Origin of the sequence: Hahella sp. HNIBRBA332 (genome assembly GCF_030719035.1) — a bacterium.
In the GTDB taxonomy this organism is placed as follows: Bacteria; Pseudomonadota; Gammaproteobacteria; order Pseudomonadales; family Oleiphilaceae; genus Hahella.
This window is the reverse complement of the sequence record NZ_CP132203.1, coordinates 5,237,727-5,257,985: the sequence shown is the minus strand read 5'-3', so window position 1 is coordinate 5,257,985 and position 20,259 is coordinate 5,237,727. Positions and strand designations below refer to the sequence as shown.

At 54.0% G+C, this 20,259-nt stretch carries 19 protein-coding genes; 10 read left to right on the top strand and 9 right to left on the bottom strand.

The genetic code is table 11. The features are described from left to right. The first annotated feature begins 99 nt into the window (after window positions 1–99). Window positions 100–555, top strand: a complete 456-nt coding sequence (locus tag O5O45_RS23245; protein ID WP_305901707.1) for a MarR family winged helix-turn-helix transcriptional regulator — start codon at window positions 100–102, stop codon at window positions 553–555. A 74-nt stretch (window positions 556–629) separates the two neighbouring features. Here the strand turns inward: O5O45_RS23245 and xdp1 are convergent, their stop codons facing one another. Then, complete coding sequence (xdp1, locus tag O5O45_RS23240; RefSeq protein ID WP_305901706.1) at window positions 630–1,361, bottom strand: exosortase-dependent surface protein XDP1; 732 nt, start codon at window positions 1,359–1,361, stop codon at window positions 630–632. Between the two features lie 387 nt (window positions 1,362–1,748). On the opposite strand from xdp1, the gene O5O45_RS23235 reads away from it, so the two are divergent. Both O5O45_RS23235 and O5O45_RS23230 read left to right on the top strand, forming a co-directional pair. Next, the gene (locus O5O45_RS23235; RefSeq protein ID WP_305901705.1) at window positions 1,749–3,083 is read left to right on the top strand and encodes a DUF2235 domain-containing protein; all 1,335 of its coding nucleotides are present in this window, start codon (window positions 1,749–1,751) and stop codon (window positions 3,081–3,083) included. Between the two features lie 90 nt (window positions 3,084–3,173). Beyond that, window positions 3,174–4,292, top strand: coding sequence for a GGDEF domain-containing protein (locus tag O5O45_RS23230; RefSeq protein WP_305901704.1), 1,119 nt, complete (start codon window positions 3,174–3,176; stop codon window positions 4,290–4,292). Window positions 4,293–4,304: 12 nt separating this feature from the next. Here O5O45_RS23230 and O5O45_RS23225 read toward each other — a convergent pair whose 3' ends face one another. Beyond that, window positions 4,305–5,660 carry a cytochrome-c peroxidase gene (locus tag O5O45_RS23225; RefSeq protein ID WP_305901703.1) on the bottom strand — a complete coding sequence of 452 codons (1,356 nt, stop codon included), beginning with the start codon at window positions 5,658–5,660 and terminating at the stop codon, window positions 4,305–4,307. A gap of 254 nt (window positions 5,661–5,914) precedes the next feature. Then, window positions 5,915–6,799, bottom strand: coding sequence for a LysR family transcriptional regulator (locus tag O5O45_RS23220; protein ID WP_305901702.1), 885 nt, complete (start codon window positions 6,797–6,799; stop codon window positions 5,915–5,917). A gap of 170 nt (window positions 6,800–6,969) precedes the next feature. Here O5O45_RS23220 and O5O45_RS23215 point away from each other — a divergent pair, with 170 nt between their 5' ends. After that, a complete protein-coding gene (locus O5O45_RS23215) occupies window positions 6,970–7,905 on the top strand; it encodes an alpha/beta hydrolase (RefSeq protein WP_305901701.1) in 936 nt (311 codons plus the stop codon). Between the two features lie 269 nt (window positions 7,906–8,174). Next, a complete protein-coding gene (locus O5O45_RS23210; RefSeq protein ID WP_305901700.1) occupies window positions 8,175–10,022 on the top strand; it encodes an ABCB family ABC transporter ATP-binding protein/permease in 1,848 nt (615 codons plus the stop codon). Here the strand turns inward: O5O45_RS23210 and O5O45_RS23205 are convergent. After that, on the bottom strand, window positions 10,004–10,510 hold the full coding sequence (locus O5O45_RS23205; protein WP_305901699.1) for a DUF1993 domain-containing protein: 507 nt from the start codon (window positions 10,508–10,510) through the stop codon (window positions 10,004–10,006). The two genes, O5O45_RS23210 and O5O45_RS23205, sit on opposite strands and share 19 nt — an antisense overlap. A 269-nt stretch (window positions 10,511–10,779) precedes the next feature. Between O5O45_RS23205 and trhO the strand changes: the two genes are divergently transcribed. Then, window positions 10,780–11,778 carry an oxygen-dependent tRNA uridine(34) hydroxylase TrhO gene (trhO, locus tag O5O45_RS23200; protein WP_305901698.1) on the top strand — a complete coding sequence of 333 codons (999 nt, stop codon included), beginning with the start codon at window positions 10,780–10,782 and terminating at the stop codon, window positions 11,776–11,778. Between the two features lie 193 nt (window positions 11,779–11,971). On the opposite strand, the gene O5O45_RS23195 is transcribed toward trhO, so the two are convergent. Together O5O45_RS23195 and O5O45_RS23190 are read right to left on the bottom strand one after the other, a co-directional pair. Beyond that, window positions 11,972–12,310: a chaperone modulator CbpM gene (locus tag O5O45_RS23195; RefSeq protein WP_305901697.1), complete on the bottom strand. Its 339-nt coding sequence runs from the start codon at window positions 12,308–12,310 to the stop codon at window positions 11,972–11,974. A 3-nt stretch (window positions 12,311–12,313) separates the two neighbouring features. Further along, window positions 12,314–13,279, bottom strand: a complete 966-nt coding sequence (locus tag O5O45_RS23190) for a DnaJ C-terminal domain-containing protein (RefSeq protein ID WP_305901696.1) — start codon at window positions 13,277–13,279, stop codon at window positions 12,314–12,316. Between the two features lie 167 nt (window positions 13,280–13,446). Between O5O45_RS23190 and O5O45_RS23185 the strand changes: the two genes are divergently transcribed. The 3 genes from O5O45_RS23185 (at window position 13,447) to folE (ending at window position 15,729) form a co-directional block, all read left to right on the top strand. Continuing rightward, window positions 13,447–14,289, top strand: coding sequence for a 23S rRNA (adenine(2030)-N(6))-methyltransferase RlmJ (locus tag O5O45_RS23185; protein ID WP_305901695.1), 843 nt, complete (start codon window positions 13,447–13,449; stop codon window positions 14,287–14,289). 109 nt (window positions 14,290–14,398) lie between these two features. Further along, window positions 14,399–15,127: a dihydromonapterin reductase gene (gene folM, locus O5O45_RS23180; protein ID WP_305901694.1), complete on the top strand. Its 729-nt coding sequence runs from the start codon at window positions 14,399–14,401 to the stop codon at window positions 15,125–15,127. A 35-nt stretch (window positions 15,128–15,162) separates the two neighbouring features. Then, a complete protein-coding gene (folE, locus tag O5O45_RS23175) occupies window positions 15,163–15,729 on the top strand; it encodes a GTP cyclohydrolase I FolE (RefSeq protein ID WP_216738893.1) in 567 nt (188 codons plus the stop codon). Between the two features lie 54 nt (window positions 15,730–15,783). On the opposite strand, the gene O5O45_RS23170 is transcribed toward folE, so the two are convergent. Both O5O45_RS23170 and O5O45_RS23165 read right to left on the bottom strand, forming a co-directional pair. After that, window positions 15,784–16,830, bottom strand: a complete 1,047-nt coding sequence (locus O5O45_RS23170) for a succinylglutamate desuccinylase/aspartoacylase family protein (protein ID WP_305901693.1) — start codon at window positions 16,828–16,830, stop codon at window positions 15,784–15,786. A gap of 55 nt (window positions 16,831–16,885) precedes the next feature. Next, window positions 16,886–17,569, bottom strand: a complete 684-nt coding sequence (locus tag O5O45_RS23165) for an SIMPL domain-containing protein (protein ID WP_305901692.1) — start codon at window positions 17,567–17,569, stop codon at window positions 16,886–16,888. A 658-nt stretch (window positions 17,570–18,227) separates the two neighbouring features. On the opposite strand from O5O45_RS23165, the gene O5O45_RS23160 reads away from it, so the two are divergent. Then, the gene (locus O5O45_RS23160) at window positions 18,228–19,229 is read left to right on the top strand and encodes an AraC family transcriptional regulator (RefSeq protein ID WP_305901691.1); all 1,002 of its coding nucleotides are present in this window, start codon (window positions 18,228–18,230) and stop codon (window positions 19,227–19,229) included. Window positions 19,230–19,252: 23 nt separating this feature from the next. Here O5O45_RS23160 and O5O45_RS23155 read toward each other — a convergent pair whose 3' ends face one another. After that, on the bottom strand, window positions 19,253–20,176 hold the full coding sequence (locus tag O5O45_RS23155) for a hypothetical protein (RefSeq protein WP_305901690.1): 924 nt from the start codon (window positions 20,174–20,176) through the stop codon (window positions 19,253–19,255). Window positions 20,177–20,259: the final 83 nt, after the last annotated feature.

The window sequence follows — 20,259 nt, the reverse complement described above, 5'->3', positions numbered from 1 at the left end:
CCGACGGATGGATGGCGTACAATGCTCCGGGCAGCTGCGGATAATTTAAATTTTAGCCGTATTCCCCGCATTGAGTGTGCTGCGAGACTAGAAAAGAGAATGACGACTATGACGACCACTCCCGGAAAAGCCCCAAAACTTGGCGAACAGCTTTGTTTCGCTCTTTACTCCACTTCATTGGCGATGAGCAAACTCTATAAACCGTTATTGGGTGAATTGGGGCTGACCTACCCACAGTATCTGATCATGCTGGTGCTTTGGGAACGGGAAGGGTTGACCTCTTCGGAGTTGGCGAAGCAATTGACCCAGGATCTTGGTGCGCTGAGTCCTGTGGTTAAGCGTCTGGAAAAAGAGGGGCTGCTGCAACGCAAACGCTCAAGGGAAGACGAGAGAGTCGTGCGTCTCTTTTTAACGGAAGCGGGGAAAAAATTAAGAGACTCTGCAGAAAGCATTCCAGAGCAAGTGCTTTGCATTTCTGGTTTAGGGATGGAAGAGGCGAAAGCATTGCGGAAGCAACTGGAAGAACTGCGTCAGGCGTTGTCTGCGCGTGAGTAGTTAGAGTGATGCGTAAAGAAAAAAGTTAAAAGATAAAAAAAGCCGGCGTCGCCGGCTTTTTATTTAAGCGTGAATTATGCTGCTTTACGACGACGGGACAAGCCGAAACCAGCCAGACCCAAGCCAATCAGCGCTACTGTCGCAGGTTCTGGAACATCGACAGTCTCAATGGTGACATGTCTCAGTTTGAAGTGGTCATTGTAGGAAGACCAGCTTCCGCCGAATGCCGGATTGTAGGCGCCAATCAACCAGAATTTGGACGCGATATCAGTGCCTGTCGCAGTTTCGTTTTTCTTGGTGTCAGCGTAGTTGCCCGCCACGCTCCAGCCGTCGCCCAGCAGGCTGTTCCACTCTTTGTCATTCAGGTCGTAAGCGGAAGCGCCGCCAGTGTAGGCCAGAATGGAAACGTCAGAGTCGGAGTAATACCAGCCGTTTTTGAAAGAACTCAGATTAACGGCTTCAGAAAAGGACAGCATGATCATGTCATAGTCTGCGCCGTAGCCACTGTCGTTGTCAGTGGAGTGCTCGGGAGAGGCGCAGCGGTCAGCTCGGTATTCGTCGTCATTACAAACGCCCAGACCGTCCCAACGTCCCAGACGCGCGTCTTCGATTTTGTTGTCGGAGGAACCTTTGGTGTCGCTCCAAGCGGTGACAGTCAGGTTCAGGCCGTCTTTAGAGTATGAAATTGAATTGTTGTAGGAACCGTAAGCAACGCCATCATTCAGATCCCAGGAGATAGTGCTTGCGAATGCTGATGAAACCGTCAGCCCGGAGACCAATACGCTTTTTGCGATAAATTTGAACATGTCGTTACTCCGTTAGTGAGCGTTTTGAGGTTGTAGAGAAATTTCGACTCTCTATAGCAATACGCATGCCATGCATTTAAAAACAAAGACTTATGATCTGTTGATGCTGGCTGAGTGTAAAAGAGTATGACACTGTGTTTGAGTCAATGGCGTCGATGCGTGGTAACTTTCATGGTGCGTGGCCTTGGCGCACAAGGCCTTCAGGGCGGATTGCATTTTTATTGCGGTAGACTATTTTTTAAACATGTGTAAAGGGAAACAATGGGTGAAACTTCCCTGGTCGCTGATGTCTCTCGATTCGTCAGGAGCACGCGCGATTGACGCCTCATTCGCCCACGCCAAGAAGGATCGAAGACCAGCCCGCAATGCAATACGGGGGAGGGATGTATGGGTAAGTCGATAGTTGTCTGCTGCGATGGTACCTGGAATAGACCAGAATCCGAACAGGATGTGAATTGTCATCCTACTAATGTGCTTAAGCTGGTGCGCTCTATAACGCCCTGTCACCAAGGGATACACCAAGTAGTGTTCTACGATATGGGCGTCGGCGTGAACGGCCTGTGGGACCGTTTAGTGGGAGGCGCCTTGGGAGTGGGGCTATCCGATAATATCATGGACGCTTACCGCTTCCTGGCTAACAACTGGGCGGAAGGGGATCGCATTTATTTGTTTGGCTTCAGCCGCGGCGCCTACACCATCAGGTCTCTAGCCGGTTTCATTCATTTATTTGGGCTATTGCCGAAATATGAGATGAAGAACTTCCCTTTAGCCTACCGTTATTATCGCACCCGGCCAGAAGAGCGTGAGCAATTAACGCAGGCCTATACCGCACGCCGCTTGATTGATTTGGTGGAAAGTCAGCATCGGCGCGTGGAAATAGAATTTATGGGAGTATGGGACACGGTTGGCGCGTTGGGGGCGCCCATCGCCGGATTGCGCACGCTATCCAGACGTTGGGTGGGATTCCATGACACTCAGTTGTCCGATACGGTGAAGTTCGCTGTACAGGCACTGGCGATTGATGAGTTACGCAAGCCGTTCTCCCCTGATCTGTGGACCCATCATCCGGATGCCTCCGAGCTGCGTCGAGACCGGGATAACCAGCGCATATTGCAGGTTTGGTTGCCGGGTAATCATTCCGATGTGGGGGGCGGTTACAGCGAAGCGGAATTGTCTGATTTGACTCTGGCGTTCATGAGTGAACAAGCCAGGACACACGGCCTCTATACCGACCCGTCCATGGTGATGTCCACCGCCGAGGAACATCGTGAAATGGGTTACTTACATGATGAGTTCAAAGGCATTTACTCCGCGATGGGGGAGTTCTGTCGCCCGATTGGACCGCAGCAGCGGGAAGAGTTTGGCTTTGAGCCGGGTGTGAATGAAAAAATTCATTACTGCGCAAAAGTCAGGTCGGACAATAAAGGATCTGGACTCAATAAAGGCAATTTGTACGCCGCCTTCAATGACCATGTGCCGCTGTTTTATCCCCGCAAATGTGAGCGTATTCTTGTGGATGATGCGACCGAAAGCGCTACTCTCACCGGAACTGGCGAGCGTTGTCGGGTGCTGGATTATTCCGGCGCAGGCGCCCGTCTGGAGGCGATTGGCGCCATCAGCGAGCACAACCGGGTCACCGTTCGACATCCTTTATGGGGTGAGCGTTTTGCGGAAGTGAAATGGCGTAATGGGCAGGAGGCGGGGTTAGCATTCGCCGCATAACGGATTAAGCGGTTCCGTTCCTTTGCGTCTGGAGATCAGAGCGGCTCCAGAGCGTAGATATGAATCGAAAGGAAAGGAGCGCGAAGGAAAGTGAGTAGCAGCCTGGACGAACGCATAAAGAGTCATCAGTACATCCGCAAGCGCCGCACGCTGATGACGTTTGGGTCTTATCTCCTTACCTTAGCCGTCGCCATGGCGGGGTGGGCGTCGGACTTGCTTGAACTCCAATATGCGGTGCATTTTCTCATCATGAGCGTCGCCATCAACGGCGGTTTTTACCTGTGTTTTCTGAGTAATTGGAATCTAAGTCGAAAAGATCCCAACCTCACGGAAGAGCAGATGCTCATCTCGCTGTTTCCTCCGCTATATATCATGTATTTCATGGATGACAATCAGGCCCGCAGCGCGGTGGCGATGGTGGCTATTATTCCTCTGTTATACGGTATCCTCGGCATCGACACCAAACGCTATATTCGCGTCGCTGCAGCTTATTTCGGCGGGTATCTGGGGTTGCTTGGTCTGCTGCTATGGCTGAAGCCGCGCCTGGTGACGCCAAGCTCGGAATTTGTATTGTTGACCGCGCTTTTCATGGTAATGGCGCAGATGGCTTTGATCGGCGGCTTCATCAGTAAATTACGCGCAAGTCTGAGGATAAAGAATCATCAACTGAATGAAGCGCTGGAAAAAATCAGCGTGATGGCCAGCACGGATGAATTGACCGGGCTCTGCACCCGACGCGAACTAATGAAGCAGCTATCCAATGAGATCAATCGTTGTCGGCGTAGTACAGGGGCTTTGTCGCTCTGTTTGCTGGATATCGATCATTTCAAGCGTATCAACGATTCTTATGGTCATCAGGCGGGGGACGCCGTGCTGAAGAAAGTGGCGGAAACCATGCAATCTCTGGTGCGCTCCATCGATTGTTTGGGACGCTATGGAGGTGAGGAGTTTCTGCTGATTCTCCCGCAAACGCCCCTCGACGGCGCTTTCATTACTGCCGAGCGACTGCGGCGTGCGGTCATGGATATTCCTTTCCCTGAGGTGGCGCCGGAGTTTCGTGTGACGATTTCTCTTGGCGCTGCGGAGCTGGAAGAGGGTGAGGCGATGGAAGCCTTGATAGCCAGGGCGGATCGAGCGTTGTATGCGGCAAAGGGGGCGGGGCGTAATCGCGTGGTATCCGCGGAGCAAACCGCGGATACCCTCACCTAGAACAACCCAATATCAGTCGCTGACTGCAATGCCGCTTGGAACTCGACTAGGAATCAGTTTATGGAGATTAAGGCTGTCCGTGTCCGTCAGGGTATGCAGGAAAGCGATTAATGCATTGACCTCCGCATCGGATAACGGATTGGGGCGAAGCGCGTTGTTCTGAGCGATCTTGTCCCGTAACGAAACATCCTCGTACCCCTGAAAGTCAATCTCGTCCAGATCGCTGCGCGAAGGCATCAGCGCTTGTGTGGTGTCATAGTCGTCCAGGGATTCCTCCGCGTTCAGATGATGCCGGACAATACCCTCCAGGGTCGCGTAAGCGCCGTCATGCCCGTAAGGGGCGGTATGAGCGACATTACGCAGGGAGGGGGTCTTGAACTTGGCGAAGTCTCCTTGTTCACGCGTCGCTTCCGAGCGGCCACGGTCTTCCAACGGCATGCGCGCTTCAGGACCCGGACCGATCTGCGGCATGGCGATGTTATGGAAGCTGTGGTCAGTCTGGAATTTACCGCTATGACAACTGTCGCAACCCGCCGCGCCGTAGAATAAATTCATACCTTCCACTTCCTTGGGGCTGAGTGCGTCGACATCGCCTCGCAGATACTGATCAAAACGGCTGTTGTCGGCGCGAAAGGCGCTGGTTTCAAAGGCGGCGATGGCGTTTGCATAATGAGCAATCTTGATATCTTCAGGCAGGCTGATGTTGGGATAGGCAGCCTGGAATAACTCGACATATTCGGGAATGGCGCGGATGCGTTTCAGATAGCCTTCCCAAATGGGGCGAAAGCGGCCATTACCTGGGCGGACGGAATCGGCGATTTCATTTTCGCCCCGTTGCCCGATCATTTCATTGATATTGGCGATAGGGAACAATGCCTGTCCGGCCAGAACATTATCCAGTCCGCCTGGTTTTTCCGGGCCGGCTGGAATGCTGATTTCGCTGGGCTTGTCCGCATTGCCTTCCATAATGCCCTGCCAGTTGAGGTGAATGAATTCCCGCGCGCCCAGGTTATAAAGGTGTGGCGCATGACGGCCGATACGGCCGGGTACGGCGTCGTCGCCGGAACCTGTGGTGCGATAAGGCCCGATAAAGCGCCCGCCTTCGCCAATGCCCAATGACAGGCCGTCCGTTGTGGCGAGTAGCGGGTTATGACAAGTGGCGCAGGATATATTGCGGTTGCCGCTCATAATTTTGTCGAAGAAGAGCATGCGCCCCAACTCATATTTAGCCGGAGCCGGATCGCCATTATCGTAGTAATCCGAATCGACAACGGGCGTTGGTAAAGGCCCGGCTAAGGCGTGCGCGCTGGTTAAGATAGTAAGTGCGATAGAACGACGTAAGAGATTATTTTGGTTGGAACGAATCACAGCATTCTCCCTGTAAAAATGTCGCAGTAATGCTCCCTCTGCTTTGTACTATTTGTTGTTAGCTTGTATGAGACGACGCGGGTTCTAACATCATTTTTCGTATTGTGGCTAACCCGGAGCCTCAGAAATTGACCCGAATTTATATTTTTGGTGGCGTAGCTCTCCTTTGCTTTTTCGTTAGGTAGGTGTACGCGACTTTATTAAAATGAATTTTCTTTGTAAACAGAATGTTACGTTTCTGGAGGCGGTGATATTCAACTGGTCGGCCACAGCGTCGCCCGGTCGCTTAGAAAATCTATAAAGGCCTTTATTCTAGCGCTGGCGAGGCGGCGGCTGGCGTGTAGCGCCCAAACTTCAACTGGCGGGGTGGGCAGACGTCCCCAGTCGACCAGGGTTCCTTTGGCCAGATCCTGAGCTATTAATGCGTAGGGTAAGACGGCGACCAAACCGCCGGTAAGCACGGCGTCGCGTTGCATCAGCGGGGAGGGCAGGCGTAGCGCGCTGCGAAGCAGGTAGGCCCGTTCGTTTTGGCCATCCAGTACGCGTAGCGTGCGTTCGTCCGGCGTGCTGGAGCGAGTGACCGCGGGTATGGGAACTGTCTCATCACTGGGTTGCGACAGCCCGGCCGGGGCTACGAGATGTTGAACGTTACGCAGTATGCAGCGGCCGACAAGCTGGCTATCCGGGCGGGGATTGACGCGAATGACGACGTCATAACCCTCTTCTATCAGGTCTACCTCGCGTTCTTCCACTGTCACTTCCAATTGGATCTCCGGATAGGCCCGCGCGAACTCTGCGGCGCGTCGTCCCATCACTATATGACCAAACATCATCGGGCAACTGACGCGCAGGCGACCGCGCGCAGGAGCGTGGTCGTGGGTCAACGCAGTCACCGCTTCGTTTAAGTCGGCCAGCAGGTCACGGGTTCGCTCGTGCAGCCATTGTCCTTCTTCAGACAAGGCGAAAGCCCGGCTGTCGCGGTTGATAAGACGAATGCCCAGCTGATCCTCCAATCCCCGAACCTGTCGGGAAAGCGTGGCTTTGGGCTTGCCGGAAGCCTGTTCCGCGCGACTGAACCCGCCATGGCGTGCGACGAGGTCAAAGTGCGCCAGGGCGTCCAGGACGATAGCCTGTTTCATTTATGGAACGCTCCGTCGGAATACTGGGTGTTTAATGTCATTTGTGGGATGGCCTATTCTACCTGAGTTCCATCCGCTGGGCGCAAGCAGACGACTCTTAAATCCCGCCATGTAGCGGTTCTTGTGTCGCGCCAGCTGTAAGTTGTCCGAGTTATTAAAGGTATAAAAAGATGTCCAGAGAACAAAACGAACTCTTCATCAACCATCCCGTCAGCCCGGCTGACCTCGCCGTTGTTGGCGCCATACGCCAGCAATCCGCTCCTTTCAAAGGCATGCTCAACGGGCCGCAGGCGCGCGATAGTTATAATCAGATGATAGAGGAAACGCCTGCGGCCGATGGTGTGGAGTATCACTCCGATGCCGTGGGCGGTGTGCCGGGAGTCTGGGTGCGGGCTAAGAACGCTCTTTCTGACGCCGTCATTCTCTACTTGCACGGCGGTGGTTATGTGGTCGGTTCAGCGCATGCCTACCGGCATTTCGCAGGGCAGTTCGCCGCCCGGACGGGTATTGATGTGTTTATCGCGGATTACGGACTGGCGCCAGAGCATCCGTTTCCGTCAGCGTTGAACCAGACGAAGGCGGTATACGCCGGACTGATTGCAGCGGGACGCCAACAGATTGCTATCCTAGGAGATTCCGCAGGAGGTGGACTCGCTCTCTCGTTGGCTGAGCAGATCGGCGCTGACAAAGAGGGCGCCTATGGGCCTGCGCCGGTTTGCTGTGTAACTATGTCGCCATGGACCGATCTGGCTCTGACTGGTGCGAGCCATGAAGAACGCGCCGAAGAGGAGTTCTATCTGACGCAGGACGCGGTGGCGGCATTCGCCGAATATTACCTTGCCGGCCATGATGCCTATGATCCCAAAGCCTCGCCTCTGTATGGTCACCATTCTGGCTTGCCTCCTTTGCAGATTCATGTGGGGACGGCCGAGATACTGCTGAGCGACTCCCTGGAATACGCGAGGCGGACGCAGGCCGCAGGCGCTTCTGTCACTGCGCATGTCTGGGAGGCGATGCCGCATGTCTTTCCAAATGCATTTGCTCAGATTGAAGCGGCGGAGCGCGCCATGCAATTGATGTCTGAGTTTCTTGTTTCTCACTTTTAGGGCGGGTCGGGGAGCGTCGCAGTGGCGTTTGAGCTAAGGGTCGCTTTGCCGATTCCTTCGACGCTCTTCATAAACTCTTTCAATCGTCGCGATCTTGAATCGCAATAAGAGAATTGGTGGAGAATGAACTATAAGTACTTGTTATAGTGGTGGGTTCCCGATTCTGACCACTAGCATGGGAAGCGCTTGTCTGCGGCTACATCCGCAGCGCCTTTCGCACGCCAGCGCTATGCCAACACTGACCCTGATGACGACTGATATATATCATTATGCGACGTTCCAGTTCCGCCACCGATGCGCCGGACAACGAAGCGGGGATCAAAACTCTCCGTTCTTTGTGGCCTTATCTGCTTGAGCATAAACGCCGGGTTTTATTGGCTTTGTTATGTCTGATGGGGGCGAAGGGAGCCAGTGTCGGCCTGCCGTTCATTCTTAAATACATTATCGATGGCCTCGATTCGGGGCGCGCCAACATTGTGGTGGGATTGCCGTTAGCCTTGTTGTTGGCCTATGGCGCAGCAAGACTTGGCAATGTGCTGTTCGGCGAGGTGCGTGACGCGTTGTTTGGGAGAGTGACGGAGCGCGCCATGCGGCGTATTGGCTTGCAGGCTTTTCAACACCTGCACTCTTTGGATCTGGATTTCCATTTAAACCGCAATACCGGCGGCCTGTCTCGGGATATCGAGCGGGGGCTGTCCGGCATTAGCTTTCTGATGCGATTTATGGTGTTCAATATCGCGCCTACGCTGTTGGAAATTCTCATGGTGATAGGCCTGCTGTTGATGAACTACTCTCTGTGGTTCGCAGTGATCACCTTCGTCGCCGTGGTGTTGTATGTGGCTTATTCCGTGGTGGCCACGGATTGGCGTACGGAGCACGTGCGGGAAGCCAATCGCGCCGACTCTGAGAGTAATACCCGGGTGGTGGACAGTCTGCTCAACTACGAGACAGTGAAATATTTCACCAACGAAGAATACGAGGCGCAGCGCTATGACGCCGATTTGGCGCGCTGGGAGCAGGCGCGGCGCAAGAACCGCCTGTCGTTATTCGTATTGAACGGCGGGCAAGCGCTTATTGTGGCGCTGGCCATGACGTCGATGATGATTCTGGCTGCGCAAAATGTCGTGGCGGGAGAGATGACCTTGGGCGACTTCGCCCTCATCAACGCTTTTATGATGCAGCTATTCATGCCGCTGAATTTCCTGGGTTTTATCTACCGCGAGATGAAAGGCTCACTCGCCAACATTGAGCAATTGTTCGTGCTGCTGCGCAGGACCTCGCAAGTGCCTGACAAGGTGGACGCGCCGGAGTTGCGGGTTGAACAGGGGATGCTTGAGTTTTCTGACGTCCATTTCGGCTACTCGACGCAACGCCCTATATTGCAAGGCGTTAGCTTCCGCATTGAGCCGCAGCGCAAAGTGGCGGTGGTGGGAGGCAGCGGCGCAGGAAAGTCGACGCTGGTTAAACTTCTGTTCCGTTTCTATGACGTCAATGGCGGCGCTATAAAGGTGGATGGGCAGGACATTCGGGAGGTAACGTTGAAGTCGCTGCGCTCCGCGATTGCCATTGTGCCTCAGGATACGGTGCTGTTTAACGACACCATATACGAAAACATCCGTTATGGTCGTATAGAGGCAACGGAGGAAGAGGTGTGGCGCGCAATCCGTATGGCGCATCTGGACGCCTTTATCCAGCGCCTGCCGGACGGCGCGAATACGTTGGTGGGAGAGCGCGGATTGAAACTGAGCGGCGGCGAAAAACAACGAGTCGCCATTGCCCGCGCAATTCTGAAGAACCCGCCTATTCTGGTGTTCGACGAAGCGACGTCTTCGCTGGACAGCAAGTCTGAGCAAAGCGTGTTGCAGGCGATCAGGGAAGTCTCCCGGGGGCAGACCAGCCTGGTGATTGCACATCGGTTGTCTACGATTGTCGACGCTGACCTGATCGTGGTGCTGCAGGAAGGAAAAGTCGCTGAGCAGGGGACTCACTCTGAACTGCTGGCGCGCAACGGCGTTTACGCCAACCTTTGGCGCATTCAACAACGCGAGGATGCGGAAACTCCGGCCGTCAGGCCGGAGAAGGAAGACTCAGGCGAGGATTATTCAGCGCCCAAATAATCGGCTTTGCCAATTTCCACCCCGTTATGGCGCAGGATGGCGTAGGCGGTGGTGATGTGGAAATACAGATTGGGAAGCACGAAGTGCAATAGATATCGCTGACCGGTGAAGGTCGGCGTGTAAGAGCCCAACTTCAGTTGGATAGTCTTTTCTTCCGTTCCGTCAATATGCTCCGACGTGAATGTCTTCACGTAATCAATGGTCTTGGTGACTCGGGCGGATAACTCCGCCAACGTTGCTTCGTTGTCTTCGTAGACTGGCGGCTGCTGGCCGGATAGGCGGGCGACGCAGCCTTTCACCGTATCGGTGGCGATTTGGATTTGAGAAGAAAGCGGCAGCATATCCGGATACAGGCGGTAATTAACCAGATTTTGTGAGTTGAAGCCTTTTTTCTCCGCGTGAGCGGCGGCTTTTTCCAGGATCTGATTAAGGTTGCCGAGCATGCGAATGAAGACAGGGACAGAAGTCTGGTACATGGATATGGACATAGTATCGCCTCCAGCGATGATCAGAGTCGGTTATTTGCGGTCTTAAGGCCGGCCATGGCCGGTAAATACAAGCTAACCAGACGGCGCCGACTGATCCTGGCGCCGGGCTTCCCATTCTAACCGGCTATGAGAAAGATGGCGTATCTTAATGTAGGACTTTTTATCGGTTACGGTTTTCCGACGTGCGATTGGTTAAAATTTGAGTATAATGTCGCCCGCAAATTTTTTGCTCTGGTTTTACGTTCCAGTACGCAATATAGGAAAATTGAATGTCACAGTATGTTATCTGTGCGCTGTACAAGTTTGTCGCCCTCGACGACTTTGAGGCGCTGCGCGCTCCATTGCTTGAAGTCATGGAGAAAAATGAAATCAAAGGCACTCTGTTGCTGGCCCGCGAAGGCGTAAACGGCACGGTCTCCGGCGCCCGCGAGGGGATGGATGCGCTACTGGCCTGGCTGAAGTCTGATCCTCGCCTGGCGGACTTGAGCTACAAAGAATCCTACGATGAGAACATTCCGTTCTATCGCACCAAAGTCAAACTGAAGAAAGAGATCGTCACCATGGGCGTGGAGGGCATTGACCCGAAACGTGTGGTGGGCACCTATGTCAAACCGCAGGATTGGAATGCGCTGATTACCGATCCCGAGGTGTTGCTGATTGATACTCGTAACGATTACGAGGTGCAAATCGGTAAATTTAAGAATGCGATCAACCCGAATACGGAAACTTTCCGCGAGTTCCCGGATTACGTCAAAAGCAATCTTGATCCGGCCAAACACAAGAAAGTGGCGATGTATTGCACCGGCGGCATCCGCTGTGAGAAGTCCACCGCTTATTTGAAAGAGCTGGGCTTTGAGGATGTGTATCATCTGGAAGGCGGTATTCTGAAGTACCTGGAGGAAGTGCCGCAGGAAGAGTCAACCTGGGAAGGCGAGTGCTTCGTCTTCGATAACCGGGTGGCGGTGGATCACAGCCTCAACAAAGGCAGTTATGACCAATGCCATGCCTGTCGTATGCCGATCAGCGCGGAAGATATGCAGAGCGAGCATTACAAGAAAGGCGTGAGCTGCCCTCATTGTCACGACAAGGTCTCTGAAGACCAGCTTCGCCGTTTCGCAGCGCGTGAACAGCAGATTGAACTGGCTAAATCCCGTGGCGAAGAGCATATCGGCTCTGAGGCGGCCAAGGCCATCAAGAAGCGCCAGGCTGAGAAAAAGCTGAAGCGCAAAAACTACCATCAGCATCTGACTCAAGGCGCTGAATATTAACATGGCAATGATATTGGCATGTTAATACTCAGGCTCATGGATGCGCCTGTGCGGCGGCTAGCCGCGGGAGACAGGGCTTGACATGTGCAGGCCCTGTCGTTGCAGACAAATAGAAGGAAGCTATTTGTCTGCCTGATTAATAGTAAAGAGGCCAGCTTGAACGCTGGCCTTTTTCGTTGTGTTTTCCCCTTCCTTAATCCGACATCAGGCGGTTGAGTTGTTGGTTTAGTCGTGCGACTTCGCGTCTGAGTTCGTTGACTTCATCCAGCAAATCCAATGACATGGCGAGTCCGGGCAGATTGAGTTGCAGGTCCCGCTGCAAGCGCATCGCCCGGCTTAGTCGCGCCAACGCCAGAGTATCGAACTGCCATTGATGGGCGGGACGTTCCTCCACCGGCGCGATGACGCCGTAGCTGACCAGCTCAATGATGAACTCGGCGTTGACGCCGCCGCGCTCGCACAATTCGCGCAAAGTGTAGGTATCGCTTTGACTTAGCACTTCCACCGTGCTGACGATAGTTTTACGCGTCATCTTTCACACCCCCAACTTGCTGCGCGGATTATAGGATTTTTCTTTTTCCGCAAGCTCCTTATAAAGCGCCTCCGCGTCCACGCTGTGAGACTTGGGCAAGGTTACCTGCAGTACGATAATCTGGTCTCCAGCGGGATTGCCAGGCAACCCTCTGCCTTTCAGTCTCAGCTTTTGTCCACTGCTGGCGCCTTTGGGAACTTTCACATTGACCTTGCCGTTCAGCGTCGGGGCTGTTACGGTCGCGCCCAGCGCCGCTTCCCATGGCGATATGGGCAGGGTTAGGTAAATATCTTTGCCGTCGACGGAATACACAGGATGGGGGGCCAGCTCCACCTCCAGAAACAAGTCGCCGTTTTCAGCTCCGCCAAAGCCTGCCGCGCCCTGGCCGCGCAGGCGGACGTGTTGACCTGGTCCCATGCCGGCTGGAATTTTTACGTTGAGAGATTTGCTGCGGTGACCTACCAGCCCATACTCATCGATTTCCGGCACTTGCACCTGCACTTGTTTCTCACAGCCGTGGAAGGCTTCCTCCAGAAATAATGCGATTTTGGCGTGCACGTCCTCGCCGCGCATGCGGAAGCTCTGTTGATGACCTTGTTTGTAGGTGCGGTGCGCAGAACCGCCACGGCCGAAGATCGACTCGAAAAAGTCGCTGAAATGACGCGCGTCCGCTTCGGTGAAGCCGCCACCATTAAAGTGGGATGCGGATTCCCAATCCGGCGGCGGGCGAAAACGGCCATCTTCGCCATAGGCGCCCATGCGCTTGAGCTGATCGTACTCCGCGCGCTTTTCCGGATCTTTCAGCACCTCATAAGCTTCGCCGACTTCTTTGAATTTGACCTCTGCATCCTTTTCTTTGCTGACATCCGGATGATACTTACGGGCGAGCTTGCGGTACGCTTTTTTGATGTCATCGGCGGACGCTGCTTCCGCGACGCCGAGAATCTTGTAATAGTCTTTGAATTCCATAGATTTTTACCAACCTTCACAGACCCTGCGTCTCATTGCCGTTAGAATATCCAGCCCAAGGTCGGGCGGGCATTGCCATAGGTCAGATATAATGCTGAAAAGGCGACATTCAACGCCGGACCACATAAAATAGGCGGCTTTTTCAGGGGAAGGAGTCAGCGCCCTTTATGCTGAGCTATCAACATGTCTATCACGCGGGCAATTTCGCCGATGCGCACAAGCATTGGGTGCTGTCATTATTACTGCAGGCGTTGTGTAAAAAATCCACGCCCTGGCGTTATCTGGAAACTCATGCCGGTCGCGGTGACTATGACCTGACTTCTGCAGAAGCGCAAAAAACCTCAGAGTGGACGGCGGGTATCTTGCCGTTGATGCAGGCCGAGGGAAACTGTCCGCCGGAATTCGACGCCTATTTGGCGGCGGTGAGAGCGTTGAATCCCGATGCTGGAAAATTGACCCGCTATCCCGGCTCTCCGGCTATCGCCGCTAGCTTCCTGCGTGAGACGGATCGGTTGGCTTTGTGCGAGCTGCATCCTAAGGAATACGCAGAGCTAAAGCGTCAATTCGGCAGAAACAAGCAAATCCATATCCATCAACGAGATGGCTTCGAAGGCGTGATGGCGTTTTCGCCCCCTCCGGAAAAGCGTGGGCTGGTGATGATTGACCCCAGCTATGAGCTAAAGGAAGACTACCAACGTATTCCTGCCTATGTGAGCAAACTGACCAAGAAGTGGTCGAATGCGGTTATCGCCATCTGGTATCCCGTTCTGGCGGAAAGACGTCACGAACAAATGCTGGAGCTGATGCGCCAGCTTCCTTTAAACAAGACGCTGCGCAGCGAGTTGATCTTAACGCCGGTGGCGCGCGGAATGTACGGAAGTGGTATGCTTGTGGTCAATCCGCCCTGGCGGCTCGATGAGCAGCTGCAGGCGGGTTGGGAGCGCCTCAGCGAAGCCCTTCGCGGCGATCCAAAAGCCTCCTGCAGCGCTGATTGGCTGATAGCGGAGTAATTCCGCAGCGACAAGCTGGCCTGGGAGCGCCGACGCTTGAGGATGACACAAAGGGTGTGCGGCCGGCGCCGCAACCTACTGGACATGAATTCATTGGATACAGGTTTGTGTGGTGAATTGGACTAGCCAAGGAACAATATTGATAACCGGAGCGGCCCAAAGGGTTGGGCTCCATTGTCTGCAGCAGTTGCTTGAAAAAGGCGAGCGGGTCGCCATGACCTATCGCTCTGAGCGGCCGGAGATCGCCGAACTGCGCGAGCGCGGGGCGATTTGTCTGCAGGTGGATTTTACGGAACAAGGCTCCGTCGAACGGCTGATACGACGGTTAAAGGAGGAAGTGGGCCCACTTAGGGCGTTGATACATAACGCGTCCTCATGGGCTCCCGACCGGAGTGAGGATACGGACTACCGGGCGGTGATGCAGGATATGGTGGCGATACACATGACGGCGCCTTATCTGCTGAATATGCATTGTTACGACTTGCTGGAGCAGGGACGTAACCCATGGTCCGATATCATTCATATTTCCGATTACGTGGTTGAAAAAGGAAGTGACAACCATATTGCGTACGCCGCCGCGAAAGGGGGAATGGAAAGCATGACCCGATCTTTCGCCAAACGTTACGCGCCGCATATCAAGGTAAACACTATCGCTCCGTCGTTATTGATGTTCAATGACGGCGACGATCCGGACTACCGAACCAAAACCTTAAGGAAGTCCGCCCTTGGGATCGAGCCCGGTCCCGACGTGGTCTGGCAGGCAATCGCCTTTATCCTGGACTGCTCGTATATGACCGGGCGGGAAATCAAGCTCGATGGCGGACGTCATATCCGTTGATCATAATGATCCATAGGTAATGTAGAGGAACCAACATGTTAGACAAACTGGTCGCGCAGTACAGCGCAATTATTGAATCCCTCGGCGAGGATGTTAACCGTGAGGGACTGCGCGATACGCCTAAGCGCGCCGCCAAAGCGATGCAGTTTCTGTGTCGCGGCTATAACCAGTCGTTAGAGGAAGTCACCAACGGGGCGATTTTCGAGTCGGATACGGACGAAATGGTTCTGGTTAAGGACATCGAATTATACTCCCTGTGTGAACACCATTTGCTGCCCTTTATCGGGCGTTGCCACATTGCCTATATCCCGAATGGCAAGGTGTTGGGCTTGTCGAAGTTTGCGCGCATTGTGGATATGTTCGCGCGTCGTATGCAGATTCAGGAGAATTTGACCCGACAGATCGCCGAAGCCGTCCTCAAGGTCACCAACGCCCATGGTGTTGGCGTGATCATCGAAGCGCGCCACATGTGCATGATGATGCGCGGCGTGGAGAAGCAGAACTCTGTCATGAGTTCATCCGTCATGTTGGGCTCTATGCGCAACAACCCTTCCACCCGCAGTGAGTTCCTCACGCTGGTGCATAGCCGTCGGGCGCTTTAAACACGCTGCCGACAGGGGCGCCGCATGCCGCGGCGGCCTCCGCACAGGCGCTTGTCAGGTGATGGGCGCTTCGCTGCGGGAAATATGGTCCTCCATATCCGAGTGGAATGTCTCCACTACCTGTTCCGCCAAGTCCACCTGATTAAAGCGCGCAATGTGAAAGATCGCCTCGCCTTCATGGGCCAGCGGCAAATTACTGCGTCCAATGATGATGCCGGAGCACGGCGATAAAATGGGTTCGCCCTGGCTGTCCAGGGGGCCATTCAGATAACCCAGCAAATCCCCTTTGTTTACACGGCTTCCCAGGGGTTTCACCGCGCGCAGGAATCCGCCCACTGGCGCCCGCACCCATTGAGAGGAACGCGCTACCACTGGCGTGGCCTTGGCTCTGCCTTTGACGCGCATCTTGAGCATCCCCAGCTCCTCCATTACCCTGCGCACCCCGCGAACGCCGGCGGCGATGCAGTTTTCATCGAAGCGCAGCGCTTCCCCCGCTTCATAGGTGATGATCGGCACGCCAAGATCGTCTCCGGCGCCACGAAAGGAGCCGTCGCGGATTTCCGCATCGATAATGACGGGCACGCCAAACATGTGCGCTAACTCCGCCGCTTTTTGGTTATCCAGGTGTACTCGAATTTGTGGAAGGTTGCTGCGATCGATCGCTCCTGTATGCAGATCGATGGCGTAATCCGCCTGTTGCAGTACACAGGTGGTGAACAGGTGCGCCATCCGCGCAGCCAGTGAGCCTTTGTCACTGCCGGGAAAGCATCGATTGAGGTCGCGTCGGTCAGGTAAGTAACGGGATCGGTGAATGGTGCCCAGCACGTTAACGATGGGTACGGCGATCAGGGTGCCTTTCAGATTTTTCAACCAAGTGGCGTGCAATACGCGCCGCACGATCTCCACGCCGTTGAGTTCGTCGCCATGTATGGCGGCGCAAATCAGCAAGCGCGGACCTTTGGATTTGCCATGCACCACTTCCACAGGAATGGAGACGTCTGTCTGGGTGTAGAGCTGTCCGACGGGGAGCTCGAATTGTTGACGATGTCCCGGCGCGACTTGCGCGCCGAGAAACTCAAAAGGTTTGGACTTAACCGCCATTGTTGCACATCCTGACTGTTTTCAAGCTGCGGCGGCGTCCGAAGTTCGCCTGGCGTTATCGCACCAGTTCGATTTCGCCGTTGACGGTCATGGTGACCGTTTGCGTGCCTGCTGCTACGGCTGGCGTAGCCATTTCGGCCATTTTAGCTGCGCCGAAGCTGCGCATTTCTTGGCGCGCATAGTAAACAGGGCCGCTGCTTGAAATATTCATGTTTACGATTTTGTAGCTCTGGGCGCCCAACTGGGAGGTAATCAGTTTGGCGCGCTCGCCAAATGATTTCAGCGCTTCGCCGATCAGCTCATTTTCTTTGGCTGCTTTCAGGGCGTCTGAGGCGTCGAACTCCACGTTCTGCACCTTTAACCGCTCTTGTAGCTCGCCAATGAGACCAGACAGAGCTTCAATGTCTTTACTTTCTAGTTTCAGAGACTGCTCCGCGTTCCAGGCTACGATTTTTTGCTCTTTGTAGCGGGGATCCGTGCGGTAGTCCTGAGTCTGATACTTCACGCTTTTAGCGGATTTTACTTCATCCAGCGCCCAACGCATGGCTTTGTTTACATCATCCGCCGCTTGCTGCGCGGTTTTCTGCTGTGATTGGGAGTGTAGTACGACGCGCATGATGTCGTTCTCCAGTTCGCCCTTGGCTTCTGTGGAGAGTTGAATGCGATCGTAATTGGTTTGCTCTGCAGCGAACGCCGGCATGGCCAGAACGCTGAGTACAAGAAATCTGCTTATCGACATGATTTTCTCCCTAATCCTAAAAGTAGTTGCTGCTCAGCAACATAGCAAAATGATACTAAGGGCTAAAGATAAATTTAGTTAAGGAGATTGGGCGGCGAACTAGCCTGGAAAGAGGGGGCGATAGTTACGAAGGGGAAGACGGAAAATCAGGGACGTGCTTTATTCAGGACAAAAAAAACCGCGAAATAAATTTCGCGGCAGGAATTGTGCACTTTCATCAGGCTGGAGTCCAAAGGGTCAACAGTAGTAGATGCTGTTGAGATACTCATCCAACGCTGCAAAATTTGCTTGCTCTTGGTCAGTATTTGGAACACAGACTTTCCAATTTTCATCATACATCATACTTGTCTCTCCCTAAGTCAAGTGGCCTGAGTCGGTTCTCTAGGGCCTGAAAACACAGTTAAACGATGGCTACTGCTTCACGTTTACGGGATCTATATTATCAAGGTGAAGCAATGTCGGCTTGACTGCCTGTGTTAAGGTTTTGACATTCTGTTGCAACTTTGCGCAGCTATGGTCGGCTTCTTCTGTAATTGCTACAGCGTCTGCATTGTTGCGGAAAAAACGCCCCCGACTCTTACCGCCATACGTGGATGATTGTTATATTGGCCGCTAATAATAATTAACAGTCCCATTTAATTGGTTGAGATTAGTTGATATGGATCAGCCCACTGTCGCCGGTTCCACCGTTAAAGCGCTTTGCTTTTGGCTTGCTGAGCGTGGGATGGATATCAATGCGTTGGCGCTTGAGGCTGAGCTGGATCTCTCCATGCTGGAGGATCAGGACTATCGTGTCCCATTACCGGCTTATAATCTGTTGTGGTCGCGTGCTGAAGAAACCTTGCAAGATCCTGCCGTTGGTCTGCATGTCGGAGAGTGGGTTGATTCGCGCCGCATGGGGGTGATCGGACACATCATCTTCAACAACCGCACCCTGGAGCAGGGCTTAAAGCAGTACGTGCGTCTGTCTGCGCTAGTGAACGAAGGCGTGCGTACCGAATTTCACCTGCAGGGCGATGATGCGGTAATTGAGTACCACTGTGAACGTCCTGAGTATTATCACCGTGCGGGTATGGATCGAATGCTGGCCTTGTCGGTGACCAGGGCGCGGCGTTTTGTCAGCGAGAAGATCTACCTGACCAAAGTGGGCTTTTCCCACCCTGAGCCTGAGTATGTCTCTGAATACGAGCGCATCTTTCAATGCCCGGTGAGCTTCGGCCAGCCCTGTTGCTCTCTCGCCTTCAATAAAGACTTTCTTACCTTTGAACTGCCCCAGCGTAATCCCTACCTGCATCAGGCGCTGACTCGCCAGGTGGAGGCGCTGCTGCAAAAGCTGTCTCTGCGCCGCACGGTGTCGCACAAAGTGAAGGCGATTGTGGCCAAACGCCTGTCCCGTGGCGATATCGAAGCGGAAAAAGTGGCGGAGAAAATGAACATGTCGCGCCATACCCTGTACCGCAAGCTGAAACAGGAAGGCGTGTCCTTTCAGGAGCTAGTGGAGCAGGTGCGTAAGGATAAAGCCTTGGACTATTTGCAAAAAGGCAAGTATTCCCTCAGTGAAATCGCCTTTCTACTGGGGTTTTCCGAGCTGAGTGCTTTCAGCCGCGCGTTTAAGCGCTGGACCGGGGAAAGTCCCGCCAGCTATCGCAGTCAGCAATAGCTGGCGTCATCAGACTTAGCCTTCTAAAACCCTTCCGCTTCGCTATTGGTCTCGCCACTCTTCCGTGTGGGACGGGCGAGCAGTAATGACAACAGAATGCTGATGATGGCGCCGGAGATGAACAGGGTGACGGTGTAACGGTTATTGGTTTGATCATGGAAGGCCTGATTGGGCGTAATGCGCAACAGCCATTGCCGTTCTGGCAGATCCAACGTATCGCTGTACAGCCAGGATTTGCGTTTCTTTATATTCTCCTCTCCGTCCGACGGTAACACCAGTTTCACCAGCGGGTCGCTGGCGTAGCGCATCAAGTCAAACACGGATAGGGTGAAGCCCTCCGGTTTATAGTCGGCGACCGCGGTTTTCAGACTATGCTCCAGATCGAAGCTGATGGCGATGAGCATATCATCGACCCGACGGATATAACGAACTTCGCCGCGATAGGCGGGATTCTGGGAGTTGATGCGGGTCACCGGCGTAGCGATGGTCTCCCCGCTGCGCCATGCTTCGTCGAAGGCGGGTTGAAGTTCGGGCAATTCGGTGACGCGCTTGATGTCGTTGAGCGTCAGAGATTGCAGGCTGTTGATGTCTGTTACGCTGAAACGACGGCCATCATCGGCGGATTTGGCGATAACCAAGTGCTCAATGGTGCTGATGTTGGGAAATCCCTGCAAAAACACTCGTGTGGCGTCAGTGGCCGCGTCTTCCGACTCGGGACGAGCGCTACACATGGTAAACCATAACTCCGCGGCGGCGCGATTCTGTTCGAATGTGCGGCGCACCGTTTGCGCAATGAACTGCGCTTCCTGGACAAAACGCGCATGAGCGTCTTTTTCTTGCTGCTTATTGGAAAAATAGGACATCGCCGCCGTTAGCGACAACCCCACCAATAGCGCCAGGAGTGATGGCAGAGAAAGTAAAAACCCGTACATATTGCGGGACTGCATTGAATCCTCCGGATAATTGCCGCCCCCAGGCGGTTACCAACCTACTTCCGCTGAAAGCGTACTCCATATTCGTGACAGTCGGT

Coding starts and splice junctions, on each gene's coding strand:
- O5O45_RS23245 (WP_305901707.1), top strand. CDS start 100: ATGACGACTATGACGACCACTCCCGGAAAAGCCCCAAAACTTGGCGAA.
- xdp1 (WP_305901706.1), bottom strand. CDS start 1,361: ATGTTCAAATTTATCGCAAAAAGCGTATTGGTCTCCGGGCTGACGGTT.
- O5O45_RS23235 (WP_305901705.1), top strand. CDS start 1,749: ATGGGTAAGTCGATAGTTGTCTGCTGCGATGGTACCTGGAATAGACCA.
- O5O45_RS23220 (WP_305901702.1), bottom strand. CDS start 6,799: ATGAAACAGGCTATCGTCCTGGACGCCCTGGCGCACTTTGACCTCGTC.
- O5O45_RS23215 (WP_305901701.1), top strand. CDS start 6,970: ATGTCCAGAGAACAAAACGAACTCTTCATCAACCATCCCGTCAGCCCG.
- O5O45_RS23210 (WP_305901700.1), top strand. CDS start 8,175: ATGCGACGTTCCAGTTCCGCCACCGATGCGCCGGACAACGAAGCGGGG.
- O5O45_RS23205 (WP_305901699.1), bottom strand. CDS start 10,510: ATGTCCATATCCATGTACCAGACTTCTGTCCCTGTCTTCATTCGCATG.
- trhO (WP_305901698.1), top strand. CDS start 10,780: ATGTCACAGTATGTTATCTGTGCGCTGTACAAGTTTGTCGCCCTCGAC.
- O5O45_RS23195 (WP_305901697.1), bottom strand. CDS start 12,310: ATGACGCGTAAAACTATCGTCAGCACGGTGGAAGTGCTAAGTCAAAGC.
- O5O45_RS23190 (WP_305901696.1), bottom strand. CDS start 13,279: ATGGAATTCAAAGACTATTACAAGATTCTCGGCGTCGCGGAAGCAGCG.
- O5O45_RS23185 (WP_305901695.1), top strand. CDS start 13,447: ATGCTGAGCTATCAACATGTCTATCACGCGGGCAATTTCGCCGATGCG.
- folE (WP_216738893.1), top strand. CDS start 15,163: ATGTTAGACAAACTGGTCGCGCAGTACAGCGCAATTATTGAATCCCTC.
- O5O45_RS23170 (WP_305901693.1), bottom strand. CDS start 16,830: ATGGCGGTTAAGTCCAAACCTTTTGAGTTTCTCGGCGCGCAAGTCGCG.
- O5O45_RS23165 (WP_305901692.1), bottom strand. CDS start 17,569: ATGTCGATAAGCAGATTTCTTGTACTCAGCGTTCTGGCCATGCCGGCG.
- O5O45_RS23160 (WP_305901691.1), top strand. CDS start 18,228: ATGGATCAGCCCACTGTCGCCGGTTCCACCGTTAAAGCGCTTTGCTTT.
- O5O45_RS23155 (WP_305901690.1), bottom strand. CDS start 20,176: ATGCAGTCCCGCAATATGTACGGGTTTTTACTTTCTCTGCCATCACTC.